The organism is Streptomyces sp. SUK 48 (genome assembly GCF_009650765.1).
GTDB lineage: Bacteria > Actinomycetota > Actinomycetes > Streptomycetales > Streptomycetaceae > Streptomyces.
Genome location: NZ_CP045740.1, coordinates 3,514,240 through 3,533,826, shown reverse-complemented (window position 1 = coordinate 3,533,826; position 19,587 = coordinate 3,514,240). Strand labels below are relative to the sequence as shown.

Below are 19,587 nucleotides of genomic sequence, written 5' to 3'. Positions count from 1 at the left end.
GGGGCGGCTCGAACGCTTCCGTGCCGGCCCGGATCGTCATTCGAAGATCGCGAAGTGTACGGCGGCTTGGCATCACTTGCCACCTGGGGCGGCCGGGTTCCATTTGTTTTGACCACAGCGAATGAGCTAGGTACCCTCAGACCTTGTGCCTGGGGTGTGCCCTGGCTGCTGTGCGTGCCTTGAAACCGTACGGCGAGCCACAACCGGCCACCGTGATTCGCGCCCTTCTCGCCTTGCGGCGGAAGCCTGGCGGATTCGACACACCCGACCGCGTGGGTCGGAGGCGTTCCAGGTTAGCTTTACCTATTCGGCACACAGAAACCGGAGAAGTAGTGCCTACGATCCAGCAGCTGGTCCGTAAGGGCCGGCAGGACAAGGTCGAGAAGAACAAGACGCCCGCACTCGAGGGTTCGCCCCAGCGTCGTGGCGTCTGCACGCGTGTGTTCACGACCACCCCGAAGAAGCCGAACTCGGCCCTGCGTAAGGTCGCACGTGTGCGTCTGACCAGTGGTATCGAGGTCACCGCTTACATTCCGGGTGAGGGACACAACCTGCAGGAGCACTCCATCGTGCTCGTGCGCGGCGGCCGTGTGAAGGACCTGCCGGGTGTTCGCTACAAGATCATCCGCGGCTCCCTCGACACCCAGGGTGTCAAGAACCGCAAGCAGGCCCGCAGCCGCTACGGCGCCAAGAAGGAGAAGTAAGAATGCCTCGTAAGGGCCCCGCCCCGAAGCGCCCGGTCATCATCGACCCGGTGTACGGCTCTCCTCTGGTGACCTCCCTCATCAACAAGGTGCTGCTGAACGGCAAGCGCTCCACCGCCGAGCGCATCGTCTACGGCGCCATGGAGGGTCTGCGTGAGAAGACGGGCAACGACCCGATCATCACGCTGAAGCGCGCGCTTGAGAACATCAAGCCCACCCTTGAGGTCAAGTCCCGCCGTGTCGGTGGTGCGACGTACCAGGTTCCGATCGAGGTCAAGCCCGGTCGTGCCAACACGCTCGCGCTGCGCTGGCTCGTCGGCTACTCCCGCGCCCGTCGCGAGAAGACCATGACCGAGCGCCTGCTCAACGAGCTTCTCGACGCGTCCAACGGCCTCGGCGCCGCTGTGAAGAAGCGCGAGGACACCCACAAGATGGCCGAGTCCAACAAGGCCTTCGCGCACTACCGCTGGTAGTCGCTACCCACATCGAGACCGAGAGAAGACTGAAGCCTTATGGCTACCACTTCACTTGACCTGGCCAAGGTCCGCAACATCGGGATCATGGCCCACATCGACGCGGGCAAGACGACCACCACCGAGCGGATCCTGTTCTACACCGGTGTGTCCTACAAGATCGGTGAGGTCCACGACGGCGCTGCCACCATGGACTGGATGGAGCAGGAGCAGGAGCGTGGCATCACGATCACCTCTGCTGCCACCACCTGTCACTGGCCGCTGGAAGACGTCGACCACACCATCAACATCATCGACACCCCGGGGCACGTCGACTTCACCGTCGAGGTGGAGCGCTCCCTGCGTGTGCTCGACGGTGCCGTGACGGTGTTCGACGGCGTCGCCGGCGTTGAGCCGCAGTCCGAGACGGTGTGGCGTCAGGCGGACCGCTACGGCGTTCCGCGTATCTGCTTCGTCAACAAGCTCGACCGCACCGGTGCCGAGTTCCACCGCTGTGTCGACATGATCGTCGACCGTCTGGGCGCTCAGCCGCTGGTCATGCAGCTGCCGATCGGTGCCGAGGCGGACTTCAAGGGCGTCGTCGACCTGGTGACGATGAAGGCGTTCGTCTGGTCCGCCGAGGCCACCAAGGGCGAGATGTACGACGTCGTCGACATCCCGGACACGCACACCGAGGCTGCCGAGGAGTACCGCGGCAAGCTGCTCGAGGCCGTGGCCGAGAACGACGAAGAGATCATGGAGCTGTACCTGGAGGGCGAGGAGCCTTCCGTGGAGCAGCTGTACGCCGCGATCCGTCGTATCACCATCGCGTCCGGCAAGAGCGAGGGCACCACGGTCACCCCGGTGTTCTGTGGCACCGCGTTCAAGAACAAGGGCGTCCAGCCCCTGCTCGACGCGGTCGTGCGCTACCTGCCCTCGCCGGTCGACATCGAGGCCATCGAGGGCCACGACGTCAAGGACCCCGAGGTCGTCGTCAAGCGCAGGCCGTCCGACGACGAGCCGCTGTCCGCGCTGGCGTTCAAGATCATGAGCGACCCGCACCTCGGCAAGCTCACCTTCGTCCGGGTTTACTCGGGCCGCCTGGAGTCCGGCTCTTCGGTGCTGAACTCCGTCAAGGGCAAGAAGGAGCGCATCGGCAAGATCTACCGCATGCACGCCAACAAGCGTGAGGAGATCGAGTCGGTGGGCGCCGGTGACATCGTCGCCGTCATGGGCCTGAAGCAGACCACCACCGGTGAGACGCTGTCCGACGACAAGAACCCGGTCATCCTGGAGTCCATGGACTTCCCGGCCCCGGTCATCCAGGTCGCCATCGAGCCCAAGTCGAAGGGCGACCAGGAGAAGCTCGGCGTCGCGATCCAGCGTCTGGCCGAGGAGGACCCGTCCTTCCAGGTCCACTCGGACGAGGAGACCGGCCAGACCATCATCGGTGGTATGGGCGAGCTGCACCTCGAGGTGCTGGTCGACCGTATGCGCCGTGAGTTCAGGGTCGAGGCCAACGTCGGCAAGCCGCAGGTGGCGTACCGCGAGACGATCCGCAAGGCCGTCGAGCGCGTCGACTACACCCACAAGAAGCAGACCGGTGGTACCGGTCAGTTCGCGAAGGTGCAGATCGGCATCGAGCCGCTCGAGGGTGGCGACACCTCGTACGAGTTCGTGAACAAGGTCACCGGTGGCCGCATCCCGAAGGAGTACATCCCTTCGGTGGACGCCGGTGCGCAGGAGGCCATGCAGTTCGGCATCCTGGCCGGCTACGAGATGACCGGTGTCCGTGTCATCCTGCACGACGGTGCCTACCACGAGGTCGACTCCTCCGAGCTCGCCTTCAAGATCGCCGGCTCGCAGGCTTTCAAGGAAGCCGCGCGCAAGGCTTCGCCCGTGCTCCTGGAGCCGATGATGGCCGTCGAGGTCACCACGCCCGAGGACTACATGGGTGAGGTCATCGGCGACATCAACTCCCGCCGTGGCCAGATCCAGGCCATGGAGGAGCGGGCTGGTGCCCGCGTCGTGAAGGGCCTCGTGCCCCTGTCGGAGATGTTCGGCTACGTCGGCGACCTCCGTAGCAAGACGTCGGGTCGCGCAAGCTACTCGATGCAGTTCGACTCCTACGCCGAGGTTCCGCGGAACGTCGCCGAGGAGATCATCGCGAAGGCCAAGGGCGAGTAACGCACCGCGTTCGCACGCTTTAGGCTTGACTCCGGAGCCTCAAGGGGCATTCAGCCGAAACCAGGATGAATGCCCCGGGTTCCGGGCTATCCAGCAAAGATCACCTGGCGCCGATGAAGTAAGGCGTACAGAACCACTCCACAGGAGGACCCCAGTGGCGAAGGCGAAGTTCGAGCGGACTAAGCCGCACGTCAACATCGGCACCATCGGTCACATCGACCACGGTAAGACGACCCTCACGGCCGCCATTACCAAGGTGCTGCACGACGCGTACCCGGAGCTGAACGAGGCCACCCCGTTCGACAACATCGACAAGGCGCCCGAGGAGCGCCAGCGCGGTATCACCATCTCCATCGCGCACGTCGAGTACCAGACCGAGGCGCGTCACTACGCCCACGTCGACTGCCCGGGTCACGCGGACTACATCAAGAACATGATCACCGGTGCCGCGCAGATGGACGGCGCGATCCTGGTGGTCGCCGCCACCGACGGCCCGATGCCGCAGACCAAGGAGCACGTGCTCCTGGCCCGCCAGGTCGGCGTTCCGTACATCGTCGTCGCCCTGAACAAGGCCGACATGGTGGACGACGAGGAGATCATGGAGCTCGTCGAGCTCGAGGTCCGTGAGCTTCTCTCGGAGTACGAGTTCCCGGGCGACGACCTGCCGGTCGTCCGTGTCTCCGCGCTGAAGGCCCTCGAGGGCGACGCGCAGTGGACCCAGTCCGTCCTGGACCTCATGAACGCCGTCGACACCGCGATTCCGGAGCCGGAGCGCGACGTCGACAAGCCGTTCCTGATGCCGATCGAGGACGTCTTCACGATCACCGGTCGCGGTACGGTCGTCACCGGCCGTATCGAGCGTGGTGTCCTGAAGGTCAACGAGACCGTCGACATCATCGGCATCAAGACCGAGAAGACCACCACCACGGTCACCGGTATCGAGATGTTCCGCAAGCTGCTCGACGAGGGCCAGGCCGGTGAGAACGTCGGTCTGCTGCTCCGCGGCATCAAGCGCGAGGACGTCGAGCGCGGCCAGGTCATCATCAAGCCGGGTTCGGTCACCCCGCACACCGAGTTCGAGGCGCAGGCGTACATCCTGTCCAAGGACGAGGGCGGCCGCCACACGCCGTTCTTCAACAACTACCGTCCGCAGTTCTACTTCCGTACGACGGACGTGACGGGCGTTGTGACCCTCCCCGAGGGCACCGAGATGGTCATGCCGGGCGACAACACCGAGATGACTGTCTCGCTGATCCAGCCCGTCGCCATGGAGGAGGGCCTGAAGTTCGCCATCCGTGAGGGTGGTCGCACCGTGGGCGCCGGCCAGGTCACCAAGATCGTCAAGTAAGTTCCGCTTGCTTGAAGGTCGCTGATCGACCTTTGGAGAGGCCCGTACGACTTCGGTCGTACGGGCCTCTTCGTCATGCTCGGCTCACCGCTCCGCTCAGCTCACCGTCCTGCTCTTGGCCAGGGTCACCACGGCGGTCCGGGTCGCCGTCACGGTCTCGCCGTAGTTCGGGTCGGTGGCCGTGGCCTGCGCGTCGACCTTCACCTGGCCCTTCTGGAACGGGGTCGTGCCCGTGGGGTCGGCCGCGGCCGTCCAGGCGGCCGGGGCACCCGGCACGCAGTCGACCGCCGTGGCGTACGAGCCCTTGATCAGGACCTTCTTGGCGACCTGGGTCACATTGCCGGAGACGTCCACCTTCACCGGCGCGTTGCAGCTGACGGTGCCGCCGATGGTGGCCTTGCCGTCCAGGGTGCCGGCCTTGCCCTTGACCGCCACGGAGACGCCGAGGTCCAGCTCGGTCGGCGGCGCCGGGTTGTCGATGTGCACCTCACCGCGGAGCGCGGCGCTGCCGCCCTCGCAGTGCTGCTCGTAGCCGGCGTCCAGCTTCCGCACGTACCCGTGCGGCCCGAAGGCCACGTCGGTGACGTGGAACGAGCCGGTCAGGGTGTTGCAGCCGCGGCCGTTGCCGTCCACGGAGAGGCCGGGCTCGGCCGCGGAGTTGAACGGGTAGCGGGTGGCGCCGGTGTAGTCGCCGGACGCGAGCGCCCGGCCGCCCGGGGCCGCCAGGTCCAGGTACCACCAGTCGCCGTTCGCCCCGCTGACATTGACGGATATGTGGCTGTGGTCGTCGGACGCGAAGACGTTCAGACCGTCCCCGGACGCGGGGGAGTAGGCGTACGACTGGCCCTGGCTGATGTAGTCGCCCTGGTCGCCGCTGAAGGCGAGCGAGCCGGCGGAGACGGTCTGCGCCTGCGCCGCGGGGGCGTTCAGCAGACCGGTGGTGGCGCCGGCGCAGGCCAGCGTCAGGGCGAGGACGGTGGTGATCCGGGCGCGGCCGGACCCCCGGGACCGGGACCGGCACCGGGACCCGGACCGGGACTCGGACGGGGACTGAATGACCATGGAACGTGACATGTGGTACCCCCCAGGTACACGTGTGCACAGGCGTGGCCGGCGTGGACAGGCGGAAGCGTGTCGCCTCCGTCGCTGGCTGTGATCGCTGTGGATCCTGTCACAGCCCACTGACAGCGCCCACCGGATTACCACCGGCGACGGGGCTGCCGGGGCCCCGCCCGGCCCCCTCCGCTCGGCTCCCCCCGGAACTCCCCGGACGTCCCGTGATCGTTCCTCTACGATGCGGCGTCATGTCCATACCCAATACCTGGGGCACCCCGTACGGCGGCCACGGTGCCCCGCCGCCCCCCGCGAAGGATCTACGGCCCCGGCGCGTCTGGTACGTCGTGGCGGCACTGCTCGGCGTCGTCCTGGTCGGCGCCGGCATCGCGTTCGGCGTGCTGGCGGTCAAGGACACGGTCCACCTGGTCGACACGGCACACACGTTCACCGGCGGCGAGCAGCGCACCTTCGGCTTCACGCGGGGCAGGACCCGGACGATCTACGTCTCCCAGTCCGCGCCGGGCCACGTCGACTGCCGCGTCCCCCGGGCCCTCGCCGACCCGCTGACCCGGCCGACCGGCACCTTCCGCATCACCCTCGGCGCCCGCTCCTGGGAACGCGTACTCGAACTCACCCCGAAGACCACCGGCGACTACCCCGTCGTCTGCACCTCGGACGCCCCGGCCGCCGAGTTCGCCCTCGGCGACAAGCCCCGGGTGCGGGGCATGGCCGTCGGCATGCTCGCGACCGTCGGCTGCCTCCTCACGGCGGCACTGGCGGTCCCGGCCATCTGCGTCGTGACCGCGGTCCGCCGCGGCCGGCATCGCCGCCGCCTCATGGCTCCGCCGGCACCGCCGATGTGGGGGCCGCCGCCGATGGGCCCGCGGGCGTGAGGGCGCGCGGGGACGCGACGACCCCGCCTGTCGGCAGGTCACGCTCTCGTGCCGGCTCACGGGGGTTCCGGGCACCGGTCAGTCACCCACCGGGACGGTGAGCTCGGCCCACACGGTCTTGCGCGGTACGGCGTCCGACGACACGCCCCAGCGGTCGGCAAGCGCCGCCACGATGAGCAGTCCGCGCCCCGACTCCTCCTCCGCGCCGGGATGTTGCGCCTTGGGCAGGCGTTCACGGCGGGTGTCGGTCACCTCGACGCGGAGCGTGTCGCCGACGACGTTCAGCGTGAGCTGGAAGTTCCTGCCGGGCACCCGGCCATGGGTCGCGGCGTTCGCCGCCAGCTCGGCGATCACATGCGTGGCCGCGTCCGAGATGGGCTCTTGCAGACGGAGGAGTACGCGCGGGCGATGTTCGGTGTGCATCGGCCCGCACATTCGCCGGACGTGCTGGAGGCAGGGGTGGCAGCGAGGACGGCTCGTCAGTCCATCTTCGAGCGAACTCCCATGCCGGAACTGAGCTTTGTCCAAAAGCAGGTGACACTCGAACGCCCCGTCGGAGGGGCAGTGGTGCTGCGTAGACAGCTTGAGCACCTCTTGGAAGTGGCTGAGCGGCCCAACGTGGAGTTCCAGGTGATGCCGACCGGACGATGGGATCACCCTGGACTGAACGGGCCTATCGAGTTGCTGAGATTCGCGGACGGCACCGCAATCGGGCGCTCCGACGGGGCGTACAACGGTCGCCCGATCCAGGACCCGAGGCAACTCCGGGTCCTCGAACTGCGGTATGGCATCATCCGGGCTCAGGCGCTCCCGCCAGAGGAGTCTCTGGCCTTCATCGAGCAAGAGCTGGGAGAACTATGAGCACCCCGGAACTCCACTGGTTCAAGAGCGGCTACAGCAGCGGCCCTGATGTGAACGACTGCGTCGAGTTCGCCCCCACCCCCACCACCATCCACATCCGCGACTCCAAGAACACCGAGGGCCCCTGCCTCACCGTCGCCCCCGGCACCTGGACCGCGTTCGTCAGCTACTCGGCCCGGACGCAATGAGTACAGGTACTCAACTGCTCTAGTCCCGGCGGCGGATGTGACGTCAGTGACGCGTTGTTATCTTGGGAGGCTCATAAGGAGTTCATATCCCACCCACAGGGTGGGGTGCGGGGGAGGACCACGGGCATGCCCTGGGACGAATGGGAGCAGCTGAAGGCGGATGCCGCCACGCGTTCCGGTTCCACTCGGATGCGGCTGAACCACGTGCCGGACGCCGGTGGTGACGGGGACCCGCTGAAGTCGGACCGGAAGATCTGGTCGGCCGCCGGCGGCGACGTCACGGGGCTGCGGACCGATGTGAGCACGGCGCTGGGGAAGCTGGAGCACGGGCAGTCGGGGCTGGGGGACGGCGCCGGGTGCGAGTCGGCCGCGGCGCAGAAGGAGCTCTACGACTCCTGGAAGAAGTACGTCGGCGATGTGAGCGGCCGCTGCGGGAAGCTCGGCGGCCTGCTGGAGCGCGCGGGGCGCGACCTGTCGATGACCGACGGGGATGTCCGCGACGGCTTGCAGAAGATCAAGACGGAGTACCAGGACACCGAGGCCGTCGGTGGCCGGGCGAAGGGCGAGTGAGCGGTTCATGGATCTCGCCGCGTTGAAGGCCCTCAAGCCGTCCGAGTACCAGGATGCCGCCGACGGCTACCGCGCCACGAGCCAGATGGCGGGCAAGGCCGGTGAGGCGCTGGACAGCTGCATTTCGGCGGGAATCCGCAACCAGCTCGGCGGCGAATCCGCGACGGCCGCTCTGCGCGAACTGAAGGAACTGGCCAAGGATTTCCGCTACGTCGAGGCCGAGTGCGCCTTGGCGGGCGCCGCGCTGGACGGCTTCGCCTTCGACATGGCCGCGGCCAAGCGGAAGCTGGAGGCCGCGCTGGAGGATGCCAAGGCGGCGGGCTGCACGGTCGGCGCGGACGGATCGGTGAGCTTCCCGGCCGGGGGCAAGGAGGCCGACGGCAAGGTGCCGGCGGGCGGCACGGTGCAGGTGAGCACCAGCCCGGCGGACCCGACGTCGGCCGCACTGGAGCGCCAGGCCGTCCATATGCATCCGAACCCGAACTTCGGCAAGGCCGTCGGTTTCGCCGACCGCATCGGCGACGCCCTGAAGGAGGCCACGGACGCCGACACCAAGTGGGCCCCGAAGCTGCGCGCCCTGAAGGCCGACGACGACTTGGCGGTCTCCGACAAGGACTGGACCGACGTCACGTCCGACGCGGCCGGGGTGCGCGACGCGGGCAAGAACTACTTCGACTCACTGCCTCGACCGCCCGAGCACGACGACCCCGAGAAGAACGCCGCTTGGTGGCAGAGCCTGACCGACGAGCAGAGATCGGACTACCTGTCGGCGCACCCCGACGCGGTGGGCGCGATGGACGGGCTGCCCGCCACCGCGCGGGACCAGGCCAACCGCACCGTGCTCGATGAGGCGCATGCGAAGGCCCGACTGCATTACGACACCTGGCTGAAGGAGCACCCCGAGCCCGAGCGGTATCAGCCCTATATCGACCCGTACACCGGGTCCATGCCGAAGGGCCTCAGCGTCGAGAGCCAGGAGTGGAAGGACTGGGAGGACGCCCGGAGGAAGGTCTGGGGTCCGGTCGGCGGGATGGAAGCGATCGAGAAGCGCTTCGACTACACCGACGAGAGCAAGCGCCCGTACCTGCTCGGCTTCGACGACAAGAACAACGGTCGCGTCGTCATCTCCATTGGCAACCCCGACACCGCGGACAACGTGGCGACCTATGTGCCCGGTACGGGCACCACACTGAGCGGCATCGACGGCGACATCCACCGCGCGGAGATGCTCCAGGACCGGGCGAGCCTCGTCGACCCGACCCACACGACGGCGTCGATCACCTGGCTCGGGTACGACGCCCCGCAGGGCCTGCTCACCGACGCGACCGACGCCAAGTACGCCGATGCGGCCCGCGAGCCGCTGAGCGACTTCCTCACCGGGATCGACACCGCACACCACGGTTCCGTGAACTCGACGGTCCTGGGGCACAGTTACGGCACCCTCGTGGCCGGTGAAACCTTGCGGGACCACCCCGGTCTGCCGGTGGACCGGGCGATCCTGGTGGGCAGCCCCGGGTCGGGCGTGGACCACGCCAAGGACCTGCACATCGGGGCGGACCATGTCTGGGCCGCGACCGCCAGGAACGACCTGGTGAACCTCGCCCCGCCGCCGGCCGGAACGCTGGCGCCTCTCAACCCCATGGCGTACTGGCGCCTCTTCAACGATCACTCGGTCATGTACGGGAACGATCCGACCTCGGACGAGTTCGGCGGGCAGACGTTCCATGTCGCCCCGGGCAAGCTTCCGGGCTCCGACGGCCTCATGCCCGCACACTCGCAGTACTGGGAGGGCGACTCCTTGAACAACATGGCAGAGATCGTGACTGGAGGAAACCCATGAGGCGGTCCCGGGCGATGGCGGTCGTCGCCTCACTGACCGCGGCCGGCGTGTTGGTGGGGTGCGGGTCGGGGCAGACGGGAAGCGGCACCGAGACAGGATCGAAGCGGGTCACCATGAACGAGCAGCAGGCAACCGAGCGCGCCGAGGACATCGTCCACCAGGCGGTGGACGGCATGTCCCCCAAGCCGACCCTCAAGCGCACCGGGCTGAACCCCGTCGGTGCCTGCCTGGCCGACGATCACAGTGCCGGCGAGCGTCGGCAGGTCACGCTCTCGTACCAGCTCACGGGGGTTCCGGGCACCGAGGCGAAGAAGCTGGTGCGCCAGGCCAGGGACGCCTGGGTGCGGCGCGGCTACACGTTCCAGAGCTCGGACGCCGACTGGTCGGACCCCTTCCCGACGGTGAACATGCGCACGGTCCCCGACGACTTCTGGATGACCGCGCTCACCGGCGTCGTCGACAAGGCCAAGGGCGAGGGGCTCGCCGCCATCACCGTCACGTCCCCGTGCTTCGGCGCGGGCGGCTCCGGCACGGCCGCCCCCTCTTCCTTCCGGCGCACCGCCGGTGACGAGCAGGCCGAACGCGTCGCCCGCGCCCACTCCAGCAGGCTGTACGACGCGCTCCAGGTACGGCACGCGGCCAGGGGGAGGGCGAGGGGCTCGCCACCTATCAGGAGGGCGAGGAGCGGTACGCCCATCACTCCTGGTCGACCGAGCCACTGACCGAGGACGCCATGGCCCGGGTGCTGGCACGGGCGCGAGCGCATTTCCAGGGCCTGGGCTGGACGCTCCCGCGGACACCCGCGGAGGCGGGTCCTCCTGTGCTCCTGGCCGGCAATACCGCGGACGGGAGCGTGGCGCGGCTCGCGCCGACGGCAGACGGGGTGCTCCGTGTGGCGATGACCACACCCGCGGTGCCCGGAGAGACCACCCTGCGCACCACGGGACCGGCATCGGTTTGACCTACGTCACTCCGGGGGTAATCTCTACGGCTCGATTGGCGGAGCCCCCCGCCCGTATGGCAGACTGTCGGAGTTGCTCGGTCGAGTGTTGATGCTGCGCGCCTCCCGCCGGGAGGACCGGAAGCGAGTCCCACAGTACTCGTCGCCCTAACTGCCCTCGGGCAGCACTGGGGCGGACGTACGGGAATCTTCCGGGAAGTGTGAGCGCAACACCGGCCAGGCGCCCGGTGGGCCCGAGGTCCCCGGTCCGCGGTTTCCGGAAGGGCCGTGTGCATTCCCAGGCAGGGATGTTCGAACAAGGGACATTTTTGTCAGCGGGAGCGCGACACGCCCGACCGCGTGGGTCGGAGAGAGCGGGTACCGGAAACCACCGGGTCCCAAGAGCGTTAGAAGAGACAGGACTACTGAGTAGCCATGGCGGGACAGAAGATCCGCATCCGGCTCAAGGCCTACGACCACGAGGTCATCGACTCCTCGGCGAAGAAGATCGTCGAGACGGTGACCCGCACTGGTGCGTCGGTCGCGGGCCCGGTGCCGCTGCCCACTGAGAAGAACGTGTACTGCGTCATCAAGTCGCCGCACAAGTACAAGGACTCGCGCGAGCACTTCGAGATGCGCACGCACAAGCGCCTGATCGACATCCTCGACCCGACTCCCAAGACCGTTGACTCTCTGATGCGACTCGACCTCCCGGCCGGTGTCGACATCGAGATCAAGCTCTGAGGGCTGGTGATCTGAGAATGGCTAAGCAGATCAAGGGCATCCTGGGCGAGAAGCTCGGCATGACGCAGGTGTGGGACGAGAACAACCGTGTTGTTCCGGTCACCGTCGTCAAGGCCGGCCCCAATGTCGTCACCCAGGTCCGCACGAACGACGTCGACGGCTACGAGTCCGTCCAGATCGCGTTCGGCGAGATCGACCCGCGCAAGGTGAACAAGCCCCTCAAGGGCCACTTCGCCAAGGCCGACGTCACCCCCCGCCGCCACCTCGTCGAGATCCGCACCGCGGACGCCTCCGAGTACACGCTGGGCCAGGAGATCTCCGCTGAGGTCTTCGAGGCGGGCGTCAAGGTGGACGTGACCGGCAAGAGCAAGGGCAAGGGCTTCGCCGGTGTCATGAAGCGTCACAACTTCAAGGGCCTCGGCGCCGGACACGGCACCCAGCGCAAGCACCGCTCGCCCGGTTCCATCGGTGGCTGCGCCACCCCGGGCCGCGTGTTCAAGGGCCTCCGCATGGCGGGTCGTATGGGCAACGAGCGGGTCACCACCCAGAACCTGACCGTCCACGCCGTTGACGCGGAGAAGGGTCTGCTGCTCATCAAGGGCGCGGTTCCCGGTCCGAACGGCGGCCTCGTCCTGGTCCGCACCGCGGCCAAGGGGGCCTGAGGTAACCGATGAGCACTGTTGACATCCTGTCGCCGGCAGGCGAGAAGGCCGGTTCCGTCGAGCTCCCCGCGGAGATCTTCGACGCCAAGGTCAGCGTCCCGCTGATCCACCAGGTCGTCGTCGCGCAGCTGGCCGCGGCCCGTCAGGGCACGCACAAGACCAAGACGCGTGGCGAGGTCCGCGGTGGTGGCAAGAAGCCGTACCGCCAGAAGGGCACCGGTCGCGCCCGCCAGGGTTCGACCCGCGCGCCGCAGTTCGCCGGTGGTGGCGTCGTGCACGGTCCCGTGCCGCGTGACTACTCGCAGCGCACCCCGAAGAAGATGAAGGCCGCCGCCCTGCGCGGTGCCCTCACCGACCGGGCGCGTCACAACCGCATCCACGTCGTCGCCGGCGTGGTCGAGGGCCAGGTCTCCACCAAGGCCGCGAAGAGCCTGTTCGGCAAGATCTCGGAGCGCAAGAACCTGCTCCTGGTCGCCGACCGCTCCGACGAGGCCGCGTGGCTGTCCGCCCGCAACCTGCCCCAGGTCCACATCCTGGAGCCGGGCCAGCTGAACACGTACGACGTTCTCGTCTCGGACGACGTGGTCTTCACCCAGGCCGCTTTCGAGTCCTTCGTGTCTGGCCCCAAGGCCGCTGACACCGAAGGGAGCGTGGCCTGATGGCCATCCGTCACCCCGCTATTGCCTCGAAGGCCGCCAAGGCGGCCAAGGCCGCGCGCGTCGCCAAGGCGCGTCGCCACGCCGCCGAAGGCAAGAACACCGTCGAGACGCCGCTGAGCAAGTCGTACACGGACCCCCGTGACGTCCTGCTGAAGCCGGTCGTCTCGGAGAAGAGCTACGCGCTCCTCGACGAGAACAAGTACACGTTTGTCGTCGACCCGAACGCCAACAAGACCCAGATCAAGCAGGCCGTCCAGGCGGTCTTCGACGTCAAGGTCACCGGGGTCAACACGATCAACCGCCAGGGCAAGCGCAAGCGCACGAAGACCGGTTTCGGTCAGCGTGCCGCCACCAAGCGCGCGATCGTGACCCTCGCCGAGGGCGACCGTATCGACATCTTCGGCGGTCCGACCGCCTAAGGGCGGTCCGGATCGTCCGATATCGGACGAGGACTGAGAAATGGGAATCCGCAAGTACAAGCCGACTACGCCGGGCCGTCGTGGCGCCAGCGTCGCCGACTTCGTCGAGGTCACGCGGTCCACGCCGGAGAAGTCGCTGGTCCGTCCCCTGCACAGCAAGGGCGGCCGTAACAACGCCGGTCGTGTGACCGTTCGCCACCAGGGTGGCGGACACAAGCGCGCCTACCGTGTGATCGACTTCCGTCGTCACGACAAGGACGGCGTGCCGGCGAAGGTCGCGCACATCGAGTACGACCCCAACCGCACCGCGCGCATCGCGCTGCTGCACTACGCCGACGGCGAGAAGCGCTACATCCTCGCCCCGCGCAACCTGCAGCAGGGTGACCGCGTCGAGAACGGTCCCGGGGCCGACATCAAGCCGGGCAACAACCTGGCCCTCCGCAACATCCCGGTCGGTACCACGATCCACGCGATCGAGCTCCGTCCCGGTGGCGGTGCCAAGTTCGCCCGTTCCGCCGGTGCCTCCGTGCAGCTGCTCGCGAAGGAGGGCTCCATGGCCCACCTGCGCATGCCGTCCGGCGAGATCCGCCTGGTCGACGTCCGCTGCCGCGCCACCGTCGGTGAGGTCGGCAACGCCGAGCAGAGCAACATCAACTGGGGCAAGGCCGGCCGTAAGCGGTGGCTGGGCGTTCGCCCGACCGTCCGTGGTGTCGTCATGAACCCGGTCGACCACCCGCACGGTGGTGGTGAGGGCCGGACTTCCGGTGGCCGCCACCCCGTGTCCCCGTGGGGCAAGAAGGAAGGCCGTACTCGTTCGCCCAAGAAGGCGTCGAACAAGTACATCGTCCGCCGCCGCAAGACGAACAAGAAGCGCTAAGGACGGGTTGAGATGCCTCGTAGCTTGAAGAAGGGGCCCTTCGTCGACGACCACCTCATCAAGAAGGTGGACACGCAGAACGAAGCCGGCACCAAGAACGTCATCAAGACCTGGTCCCGTCGCTCGATGATCGTCCCGGCCATGCTCGGCCACACGATCGCGGTGCACAACGGCAAGACCCACATCCCGGTGTTCGTCACCGAGTCGATGGTCGGCCACAAGCTCGGCGAGTTCTCGCCGACGCGCACCTTCCGCGGCCACGTCAAGGACGACCGGAAGTCGAAGCGCCGCTAATCGCGGATCGCATTCAGACAAGTAAGTAACTCTGAAGGGACAACCATGGAAGCCAGGGCCCAGGCGCGGTACATCCGCGTCACGCCCATGAAGGCCCGCCGTGTGGTGGACCTCATCCGTGGCATGGACGCCACGGAGGCCCAGGCTGTTCTGCGATTCGCCCCGCAGGCAGCCTCGGTTCCGGTCGGCAAGGTGCTGGACAGCGCCATTGCCAATGCCGCGCACAACTACGACCACACCGATGTCGACAGCCTGGTCATCTCCGAGGCTTACGTCGACGAGGGCCCGACCCTGAAGCGGTTCCGTCCGCGCGCCCAGGGCCGTGCCTACCGGATCCGCAAGCGGACCAGCCACATCACCGTGGTCGTCAGCAGCAAGGAAGGAACCCGGTAATGGGCCAGAAGGTTAACCCGCATGGGTTCCGGCTCGGTGTCACGACCGACTTCAAGTCGCGTTGGTACGCCGACAAGCTGTACAAGGACTACGTCAAGGAAGACGTCGCCATCCGTCGGATGATGACGTCCGGCATGGAGCGCGCCGGCATCTCGAAGGTTGAGATCGAGCGCACCCGTGACCGTGTCCGCGTGGACATCCACACCGCTCGCCCGGGCATCGTCATCGGCCGCCGCGGCGCCGAGGCCGACCGCATCCGCGGTGACCTGGAGAAGCTGACCGGCAAGCAGGTCCAGCTCAACATCCTCGAGGTCAAGAACCCGGAGACGGACGCTCAGCTGGTGGCCCAGGCCGTCGCCGAGCAGCTCTCCTCCCGTGTCTCCTTCCGCCGTGCCATGCGTAAGAGCATGCAGTCGGCGATGAAGGCGGGCGCCAAGGGCATCAAGATCCAGTGCGGTGGCCGCCTCGGCGGCGCCGAGATGTCCCGCTCGGAGTTCTACCGCGAGGGCCGTGTGCCCCTGCACACGCTCCGCGCGAACGTGGACTACGGCTTCTTCGAGGCCAAGACGACCTTCGGCCGCATCGGTGTGAAGGTCTGGATCTACAAGGGCGACGTCAAGAACATCGCCGAGGTCCGCGCCGAGAACGCTGCGGCCCGTGCGGGTAACCGCCCGGCCCGCGGTGGTGCCGACCGCCCGGCCCGTGGTGGCCGCGGTGGCGAGCGGCGCGGTCGCAAGCCGCAGCAGGCTGCCGGCGCCGAGGCCCCCAAGGCCGAGGCTCCCGCCGCCGCTCCGGCTGAGAGCACCGGAACGGAGGCCTGACCGACATGCTGATCCCCCGTAGGGTCAAGCACCGCAAGCAGCACCACCCGAAGCGTGACGGTATGTCCAAGGGTGGCACGCAGGTTGCGTTCGGCGAGTACGGCATCCAGGCGCTGACCCCGGCCTACGTCACGAACCGCCAGATCGAGGCGGCTCGTATCGCGATGACCCGCCACATCAAGCGTGGCGGCAAGGTCTGGATCAACATCTACCCGGACCGTCCGCTCACCAAGAAGCCCGCCGAGACCCGCATGGGTTCCGGTAAGGGTTCTCCTGAGTGGTGGATCGCCAACGTCAAGCCCGGACGCGTCATGTTCGAGCTGTCGTACCCCAACGAGAAGATCGCCCGTGAGGCGCTGACTCGTGCGGCCCACAAGCTGCCGATGAAGTGCCGGATCGTCAAGCGCGAGGCAGGTGAAGCGTGATGTCGGCCGGTACCAAGGCGTCCGAGCTGCGCGAGCTGGGCAACGAGGAGCTTCTGGCGAAGCTCCGCGAGGCCAAGGAAGAGCTGTTCAACCTCCGCTTCCAGGCGGCGACGGGACAGCTCGAGAACCATGGCCGTCTGAAGGCGGTCCGCAAGGACATCGCGCGGATCTACACCCTGATGCGCGAGCGTGAGCTGGGCATCGAAACGGTGGAGAACGCCTGATGAGCGAGAAGAACGTGACTGAGAACGCAGAGGCCCGCGGCTTCCGCAAGACCCGTGAGGGTCTCGTCGTCAGCGACAAGATGGACAAGACCGTCGTCGTCGCCGTCGAGGACCGTGTGAAGCACGCGCTGTACGGCAAGGTCATCCGCCGTACGAACAAGCTCAAGGCGCACGACGAGCAGAACGCCGCGGGTGTCGGCGACCGTGTCCTCCTCATGGAGACCCGGCCGCTGTCCGCGACGAAGCGCTGGCGCGTCGTCGAGATCCTCGAGAAGGCCAAGTAGGCAATTCCCGCAAGGGAATTCCAAAAAGTAGGTTCCTGCGGGGCGCCCCTCGCAGGACAGTTCCGCCAGGCTCCGGGGGCCGTTCAGCTGAGCGGCCCCCGGGGAACCGGCAGACATTCAGGAGATAGACGTGATCCAGCAGGAGTCGCGACTGCGTGTCGCCGACAACACTGGTGCGAAGGAGATCCTTTGCATCCGTGTGCTCGGTGGCTCCGGTCGCCGCTACGCGGGCATCGGTGACGTCATCGTCGCCACCGTCAAGGACGCGATCCCCGGTGGCAACGTGAAGAAGGGTGACGTCGTCAAGGCGGTCATCGTTCGCACCGTCAAGGAGCGCCGCCGTCCGGACGGCTCGTACATCCGCTTCGACGAGAACGCCGCCGTCATTCTGAAGAACGACGGCGACCCTCGCGGCACCCGTATCTTCGGCCCGGTCGGCCGTGAGCTGCGCGAGAAGAAGTTCATGAAGATCATCTCGCTCGCGCCGGAGGTGCTGTAAGCATGAAGATCAAGAAGGGCGACCTGGTCCAGGTCATCACCGGTAAGGACAAGGGCAAGCAGGGCAAGGTCATTGCCGCTTACCCGCGCGACGAGCGTGTCCTGGTCGAGGGTGTCAACCGGGTCAAGAAGCACACGAAGGCCGGTCCGACCGCCAGCGGCTCGCAGGCCGGCGGCATCGTGACCACCGAGGCGCCGATCCACGTCTCCAACGTCCAGCTGGTCGTGGAGAAGGACGGCGAGAAGGTCGTCACTCGTGTCGGCTACCGCTTCGACGAAGAGGGCAACAAGATCCGCGTTGCCAAGCGGACGGGTGAGGACATCTGATGGCTACCACCACCACTCCGCGTCTGAAGCAGAAGTACCGCGACGAGATCGCCGGCAAGCTGCGTGACGAGTTCAAGTACGAGAACGTCATGCAGATCCCCGGCCTCGTCAAGATCGTGGTCAACATGGGTGTGGGCGACGCCGCCCGCGACTCCAAGCTGATCGAGGGTGCCATCCGCGACCTCACCACGATCACCGGTCAGAAGCCGGCCGTCACCAAGGCCCGGAAGTCCATCGCGCAGTTCAAGCTGCGTGAGGGTCAGCCGATCGGTGCCCACGTCACGCTCCGTGGCGACCGCATGTGGGAGTTCCTGGACCGCACCCTGTCGCTGGCGCTCCCGCGCATCCGCGACTTCCGCGGCCTGTCCCCCAAGCAGTTCGACGGCCGTGGCAACTACACCTTCGGTCTCACGGAGCAGGTCATGTTCCACGAGATCGACCAGGACAAGATCGACCGCGTCCGGGGTATGGACATCACCGTGGTCACCACGGCGACCAACGACGCTGAGGGCCGCGCGCTCCTTCGTCACCTCGGCTTCCCGTTCAAGGAGGCGTGAGCGAGATGGCGAAGAAGGCTCTGATCGCTAAGGCTGCTCGCAAGCCCAAGTTCGGTGTGCGTGGCTACACCCGCTGCCAGCGCTGCGGCCGCCCGCACTCCGTGTACCGCAAGTTCGGCCTGTGCCGCGTGTGCCTTCGTGAGATGGCTCACCGTGGCGAGCTGCCGGGCGTGACCAAGAGCTCCTGGTAATCCCCACTTTTAGGGATTCCTGGACCTCTCGGTAAGCAACCGGGACGGCAGGGGCGCCGGCTCTCATGGCTTAGGCTAGGAGGGTTGGGCCTCTGCCGCCCTGACGACTTACTACGCCGTAGGTCCCCGCGCCGCACCCGTCCCGTCCCTGTACGGGGAGAGGGATGGCGCATATAGGAAACCCCGGCGAGAAAGGCCACAGGCCAATTCATGACCATGACTGATCCGATCGCAGACATGCTTACGCGTCTGCGGAACGCGAACTCGGCTTACCACGACTCGGTGTCGATGCCGCACTCCAAGATCAAGTCGCACATCGCGGAGATCCTCCAGCAGGAGGGCTTCATCACGGGCTGGAAGACCGAGGACGCCGAGGTCGGCAAGAACCTCGTCCTCGAGCTGAAGTTCGGCCCGAACCGTGAGCGCTCCATCGCGGGCATCAAGCGGATCTCCAAGCCCGGTCTCCGGGTGTACGCGAAGTCCACCAACCTGCCCAAGGTGCTGGGTGGCCTCGGCGTGGCGATCATCTCCACGTCGCACGGGCTCCTCACCGACAAGCAGGCCGGCAAGAAGGGCGTGGGTGGGGAAGTCCTCGCCTACGTCTGGTAGCAGAAGGGAACGGAGGAAACAGCTATGTCGCGTATCGGCAAGCTCCCCATCGCGGTTCCCGCCGGCGTGGACGTCACCATCGACGGCCGTACGGTCAAGGTCAAGGGCCCCAAGGGCGAGCTGACCCACACCGTCGTGGCACCGATCGACATCGCCAAGGGCGACGACGGCACCCTGCAGGTGACCCGCCCCAACGACGAGCGTCAGAACAAGGCCCTGCACGGCCTGTCCCGCACGCTGGTGGCGAACATGATCACCGGCGTGACCCAGGGTTACGTGAAGAAGCTCGAGATCAGCGGTGTCGGTTACCGAGTGACCGCCAAGGGTTCCAACCTGGAGTTCGCTCTCGGTTACAGCCACCCGATCCTGGTCGAGGCGCCTGAAGGCATCGCCTTCAAGGTGGAGACCCCGACCCGTTTCTCGGTCGAGGGCATCGACAAGCAGAAGGTCGGCGAGGTTGCGGCCAACATCCGCAAGCTGCGCAAGCCTGACCCGTACAAGGCCAAGGGCGTCAAGTACGAGGGCGAAGTCATCCGCCGCAAGGTCGGAAAGGCGGGTAAGTAA

The 19,587-nt window shown here is 67.1% G+C and carries 28 protein-coding genes and 1 pseudogene; 27 read left to right on the top strand and 2 right to left on the bottom strand.

Annotated elements, in window-relative coordinates:
* Positions 1-332: 332 nt before the first annotated feature.
* The 4 genes from rpsL (at position 333) to tuf (ending at position 4,691) form a co-directional block, all read left to right on the top strand.
* Positions 333-704: a 30S ribosomal protein S12 gene (rpsL, locus tag GHR20_RS15070; RefSeq protein WP_003948652.1), complete on the top strand. Its 372-nt coding sequence runs from the start codon at positions 333-335 to the stop codon at positions 702-704.
* A 2-nt stretch (positions 705-706) separates the two neighbouring features.
* Positions 707-1,177 (top strand): 30S ribosomal protein S7, encoded by a 471-nt coding sequence (gene rpsG / locus GHR20_RS15065; protein WP_003992340.1) that lies wholly within the window; start codon positions 707-709, stop codon positions 1,175-1,177.
* 39 nt (positions 1,178-1,216) lie between these two features.
* A complete protein-coding gene (gene fusA, locus GHR20_RS15060) occupies positions 1,217-3,343 on the top strand; it encodes an elongation factor G (RefSeq protein WP_153813451.1) in 2,127 nt (708 codons plus the stop codon).
* Positions 3,344-3,497: 154 nt separating this feature from the next.
* Positions 3,498-4,691 carry an elongation factor Tu gene (gene tuf / locus GHR20_RS15055; protein WP_037657541.1) on the top strand — a complete coding sequence of 398 codons (1,194 nt, stop codon included), beginning with the start codon at positions 3,498-3,500 and terminating at the stop codon, positions 4,689-4,691.
* Between the two features lie 96 nt (positions 4,692-4,787).
* Here tuf and GHR20_RS15050 read toward each other — a convergent pair whose 3' ends face one another.
* Positions 4,788-5,753 (bottom strand): hypothetical protein, encoded by a 966-nt coding sequence (locus GHR20_RS15050; RefSeq protein WP_243878028.1) that lies wholly within the window; start codon positions 5,751-5,753, stop codon positions 4,788-4,790.
* A gap of 242 nt (positions 5,754-5,995) precedes the next feature.
* Between GHR20_RS15050 and GHR20_RS15045 the strand changes: the two genes are divergently transcribed.
* Entirely contained in the window at positions 5,996-6,640 is a 645-nt protein-coding gene (locus tag GHR20_RS15045; RefSeq protein WP_153813450.1) for a serine/arginine repetitive matrix protein 2, read from the top strand.
* 78 nt (positions 6,641-6,718) lie between these two features.
* On the opposite strand, the gene GHR20_RS15040 is transcribed toward GHR20_RS15045, so the two are convergent.
* A complete protein-coding gene (locus GHR20_RS15040; RefSeq protein ID WP_243878027.1) occupies positions 6,719-7,063 on the bottom strand; it encodes an ATP-binding protein in 345 nt (114 codons plus the stop codon).
* On the opposite strand from GHR20_RS15040, the pseudogene GHR20_RS15035 reads away from it, so the two are divergent.
* From GHR20_RS15035 to rplF, 22 genes and pseudogenes are all read left to right on the top strand, one after another.
* Positions 7,016-7,501, top strand: a pseudogene (locus GHR20_RS15035) (DUF5753 domain-containing protein); the annotation flags it as partial. The gene GHR20_RS15040 and the pseudogene GHR20_RS15035 sit on opposite strands and share 48 nt — an antisense overlap.
* Complete coding sequence (locus GHR20_RS15030) at positions 7,498-7,689, top strand: DUF397 domain-containing protein (RefSeq protein WP_153813447.1); 192 nt, start codon at positions 7,498-7,500, stop codon at positions 7,687-7,689. The pseudogene GHR20_RS15035 and the gene GHR20_RS15030, both read left to right, overlap by 4 nt.
* A gap of 126 nt (positions 7,690-7,815) precedes the next feature.
* A complete protein-coding gene (locus GHR20_RS15025; protein WP_153813446.1) occupies positions 7,816-8,259 on the top strand; it encodes a hypothetical protein in 444 nt (147 codons plus the stop codon).
* Between the two features lie 7 nt (positions 8,260-8,266).
* Entirely contained in the window at positions 8,267-10,099 is a 1,833-nt protein-coding gene (locus tag GHR20_RS15020; protein ID WP_153813445.1) for an alpha/beta hydrolase, read from the top strand.
* A gap of 113 nt (positions 10,100-10,212) precedes the next feature.
* Positions 10,213-10,821: a hypothetical protein gene (locus GHR20_RS37520; protein ID WP_243878026.1), complete on the top strand. Its 609-nt coding sequence runs from the start codon at positions 10,213-10,215 to the stop codon at positions 10,819-10,821.
* A 653-nt stretch (positions 10,822-11,474) separates the two neighbouring features.
* Positions 11,475-11,783, top strand: coding sequence for a 30S ribosomal protein S10 (gene rpsJ, locus GHR20_RS15010; RefSeq protein WP_003948644.1), 309 nt, complete (start codon positions 11,475-11,477; stop codon positions 11,781-11,783).
* A 17-nt stretch (positions 11,784-11,800) separates the two neighbouring features.
* Positions 11,801-12,445, top strand: a complete 645-nt coding sequence (rplC, locus tag GHR20_RS15005) for a 50S ribosomal protein L3 (RefSeq protein ID WP_005481233.1) — start codon at positions 11,801-11,803, stop codon at positions 12,443-12,445.
* 8 nt (positions 12,446-12,453) lie between these two features.
* The gene (gene rplD / locus GHR20_RS15000; RefSeq protein WP_111586079.1) at positions 12,454-13,104 is read left to right on the top strand and encodes a 50S ribosomal protein L4; all 651 of its coding nucleotides are present in this window, start codon (positions 12,454-12,456) and stop codon (positions 13,102-13,104) included.
* Entirely contained in the window at positions 13,104-13,523 is a 420-nt protein-coding gene (gene rplW, locus GHR20_RS14995; protein WP_111586080.1) for a 50S ribosomal protein L23, read from the top strand. The genes rplD and rplW overlap by 1 nt, the downstream gene beginning before the upstream one ends.
* 40 nt (positions 13,524-13,563) lie before the next feature.
* On the top strand, positions 13,564-14,400 hold the full coding sequence (rplB, locus tag GHR20_RS14990) for a 50S ribosomal protein L2 (RefSeq protein ID WP_030811669.1): 837 nt from the start codon (positions 13,564-13,566) through the stop codon (positions 14,398-14,400).
* 12 nt (positions 14,401-14,412) lie between these two features.
* Positions 14,413-14,694, top strand: a complete 282-nt coding sequence (rpsS, locus tag GHR20_RS14985) for a 30S ribosomal protein S19 (RefSeq protein WP_003974263.1) — start codon at positions 14,413-14,415, stop codon at positions 14,692-14,694.
* 45 nt (positions 14,695-14,739) lie between these two features.
* Positions 14,740-15,087 carry a 50S ribosomal protein L22 gene (gene rplV / locus GHR20_RS14980; protein WP_026252021.1) on the top strand — a complete coding sequence of 116 codons (348 nt, stop codon included), beginning with the start codon at positions 14,740-14,742 and terminating at the stop codon, positions 15,085-15,087.
* The gene (gene rpsC, locus GHR20_RS14975; protein WP_014674374.1) at positions 15,087-15,908 is read left to right on the top strand and encodes a 30S ribosomal protein S3; all 822 of its coding nucleotides are present in this window, start codon (positions 15,087-15,089) and stop codon (positions 15,906-15,908) included. Before rplV ends, rpsC begins: the two co-directional genes overlap by 1 nt.
* Positions 15,909-15,913: 5 nt before the next feature.
* A complete protein-coding gene (gene rplP, locus GHR20_RS14970; RefSeq protein ID WP_046418010.1) occupies positions 15,914-16,333 on the top strand; it encodes a 50S ribosomal protein L16 in 420 nt (139 codons plus the stop codon).
* Positions 16,333-16,557 carry a 50S ribosomal protein L29 gene (gene rpmC, locus GHR20_RS14965; RefSeq protein WP_007494763.1) on the top strand — a complete coding sequence of 75 codons (225 nt, stop codon included), beginning with the start codon at positions 16,333-16,335 and terminating at the stop codon, positions 16,555-16,557. The genes rplP and rpmC overlap by 1 nt, the downstream gene beginning before the upstream one ends.
* On the top strand, positions 16,557-16,841 hold the full coding sequence (gene rpsQ / locus GHR20_RS14960; protein ID WP_018543912.1) for a 30S ribosomal protein S17: 285 nt from the start codon (positions 16,557-16,559) through the stop codon (positions 16,839-16,841). Before rpmC ends, rpsQ begins: the two co-directional genes overlap by 1 nt.
* Positions 16,842-16,971: 130 nt before the next feature.
* Positions 16,972-17,340, top strand: coding sequence for a 50S ribosomal protein L14 (gene rplN, locus GHR20_RS14955; protein ID WP_003998823.1), 369 nt, complete (start codon positions 16,972-16,974; stop codon positions 17,338-17,340).
* A 2-nt stretch (positions 17,341-17,342) separates the two neighbouring features.
* Positions 17,343-17,666 carry a 50S ribosomal protein L24 gene (gene rplX, locus GHR20_RS14950; protein WP_037657560.1) on the top strand — a complete coding sequence of 108 codons (324 nt, stop codon included), beginning with the start codon at positions 17,343-17,345 and terminating at the stop codon, positions 17,664-17,666.
* Positions 17,666-18,223, top strand: coding sequence for a 50S ribosomal protein L5 (gene rplE, locus GHR20_RS14945; RefSeq protein WP_037657562.1), 558 nt, complete (start codon positions 17,666-17,668; stop codon positions 18,221-18,223). The genes rplX and rplE overlap by 1 nt, the downstream gene beginning before the upstream one ends.
* 5 nt (positions 18,224-18,228) lie before the next feature.
* Positions 18,229-18,414 carry a type Z 30S ribosomal protein S14 gene (locus GHR20_RS14940; RefSeq protein WP_003948630.1) on the top strand — a complete coding sequence of 62 codons (186 nt, stop codon included), beginning with the start codon at positions 18,229-18,231 and terminating at the stop codon, positions 18,412-18,414.
* A gap of 210 nt (positions 18,415-18,624) precedes the next feature.
* Positions 18,625-19,023 carry a 30S ribosomal protein S8 gene (gene rpsH / locus GHR20_RS14930; RefSeq protein ID WP_037657563.1) on the top strand — a complete coding sequence of 133 codons (399 nt, stop codon included), beginning with the start codon at positions 18,625-18,627 and terminating at the stop codon, positions 19,021-19,023.
* Between the two features lie 24 nt (positions 19,024-19,047).
* Entirely contained in the window at positions 19,048-19,587 is a 540-nt protein-coding gene (rplF, locus tag GHR20_RS14925) for a 50S ribosomal protein L6 (protein ID WP_111586081.1), read from the top strand.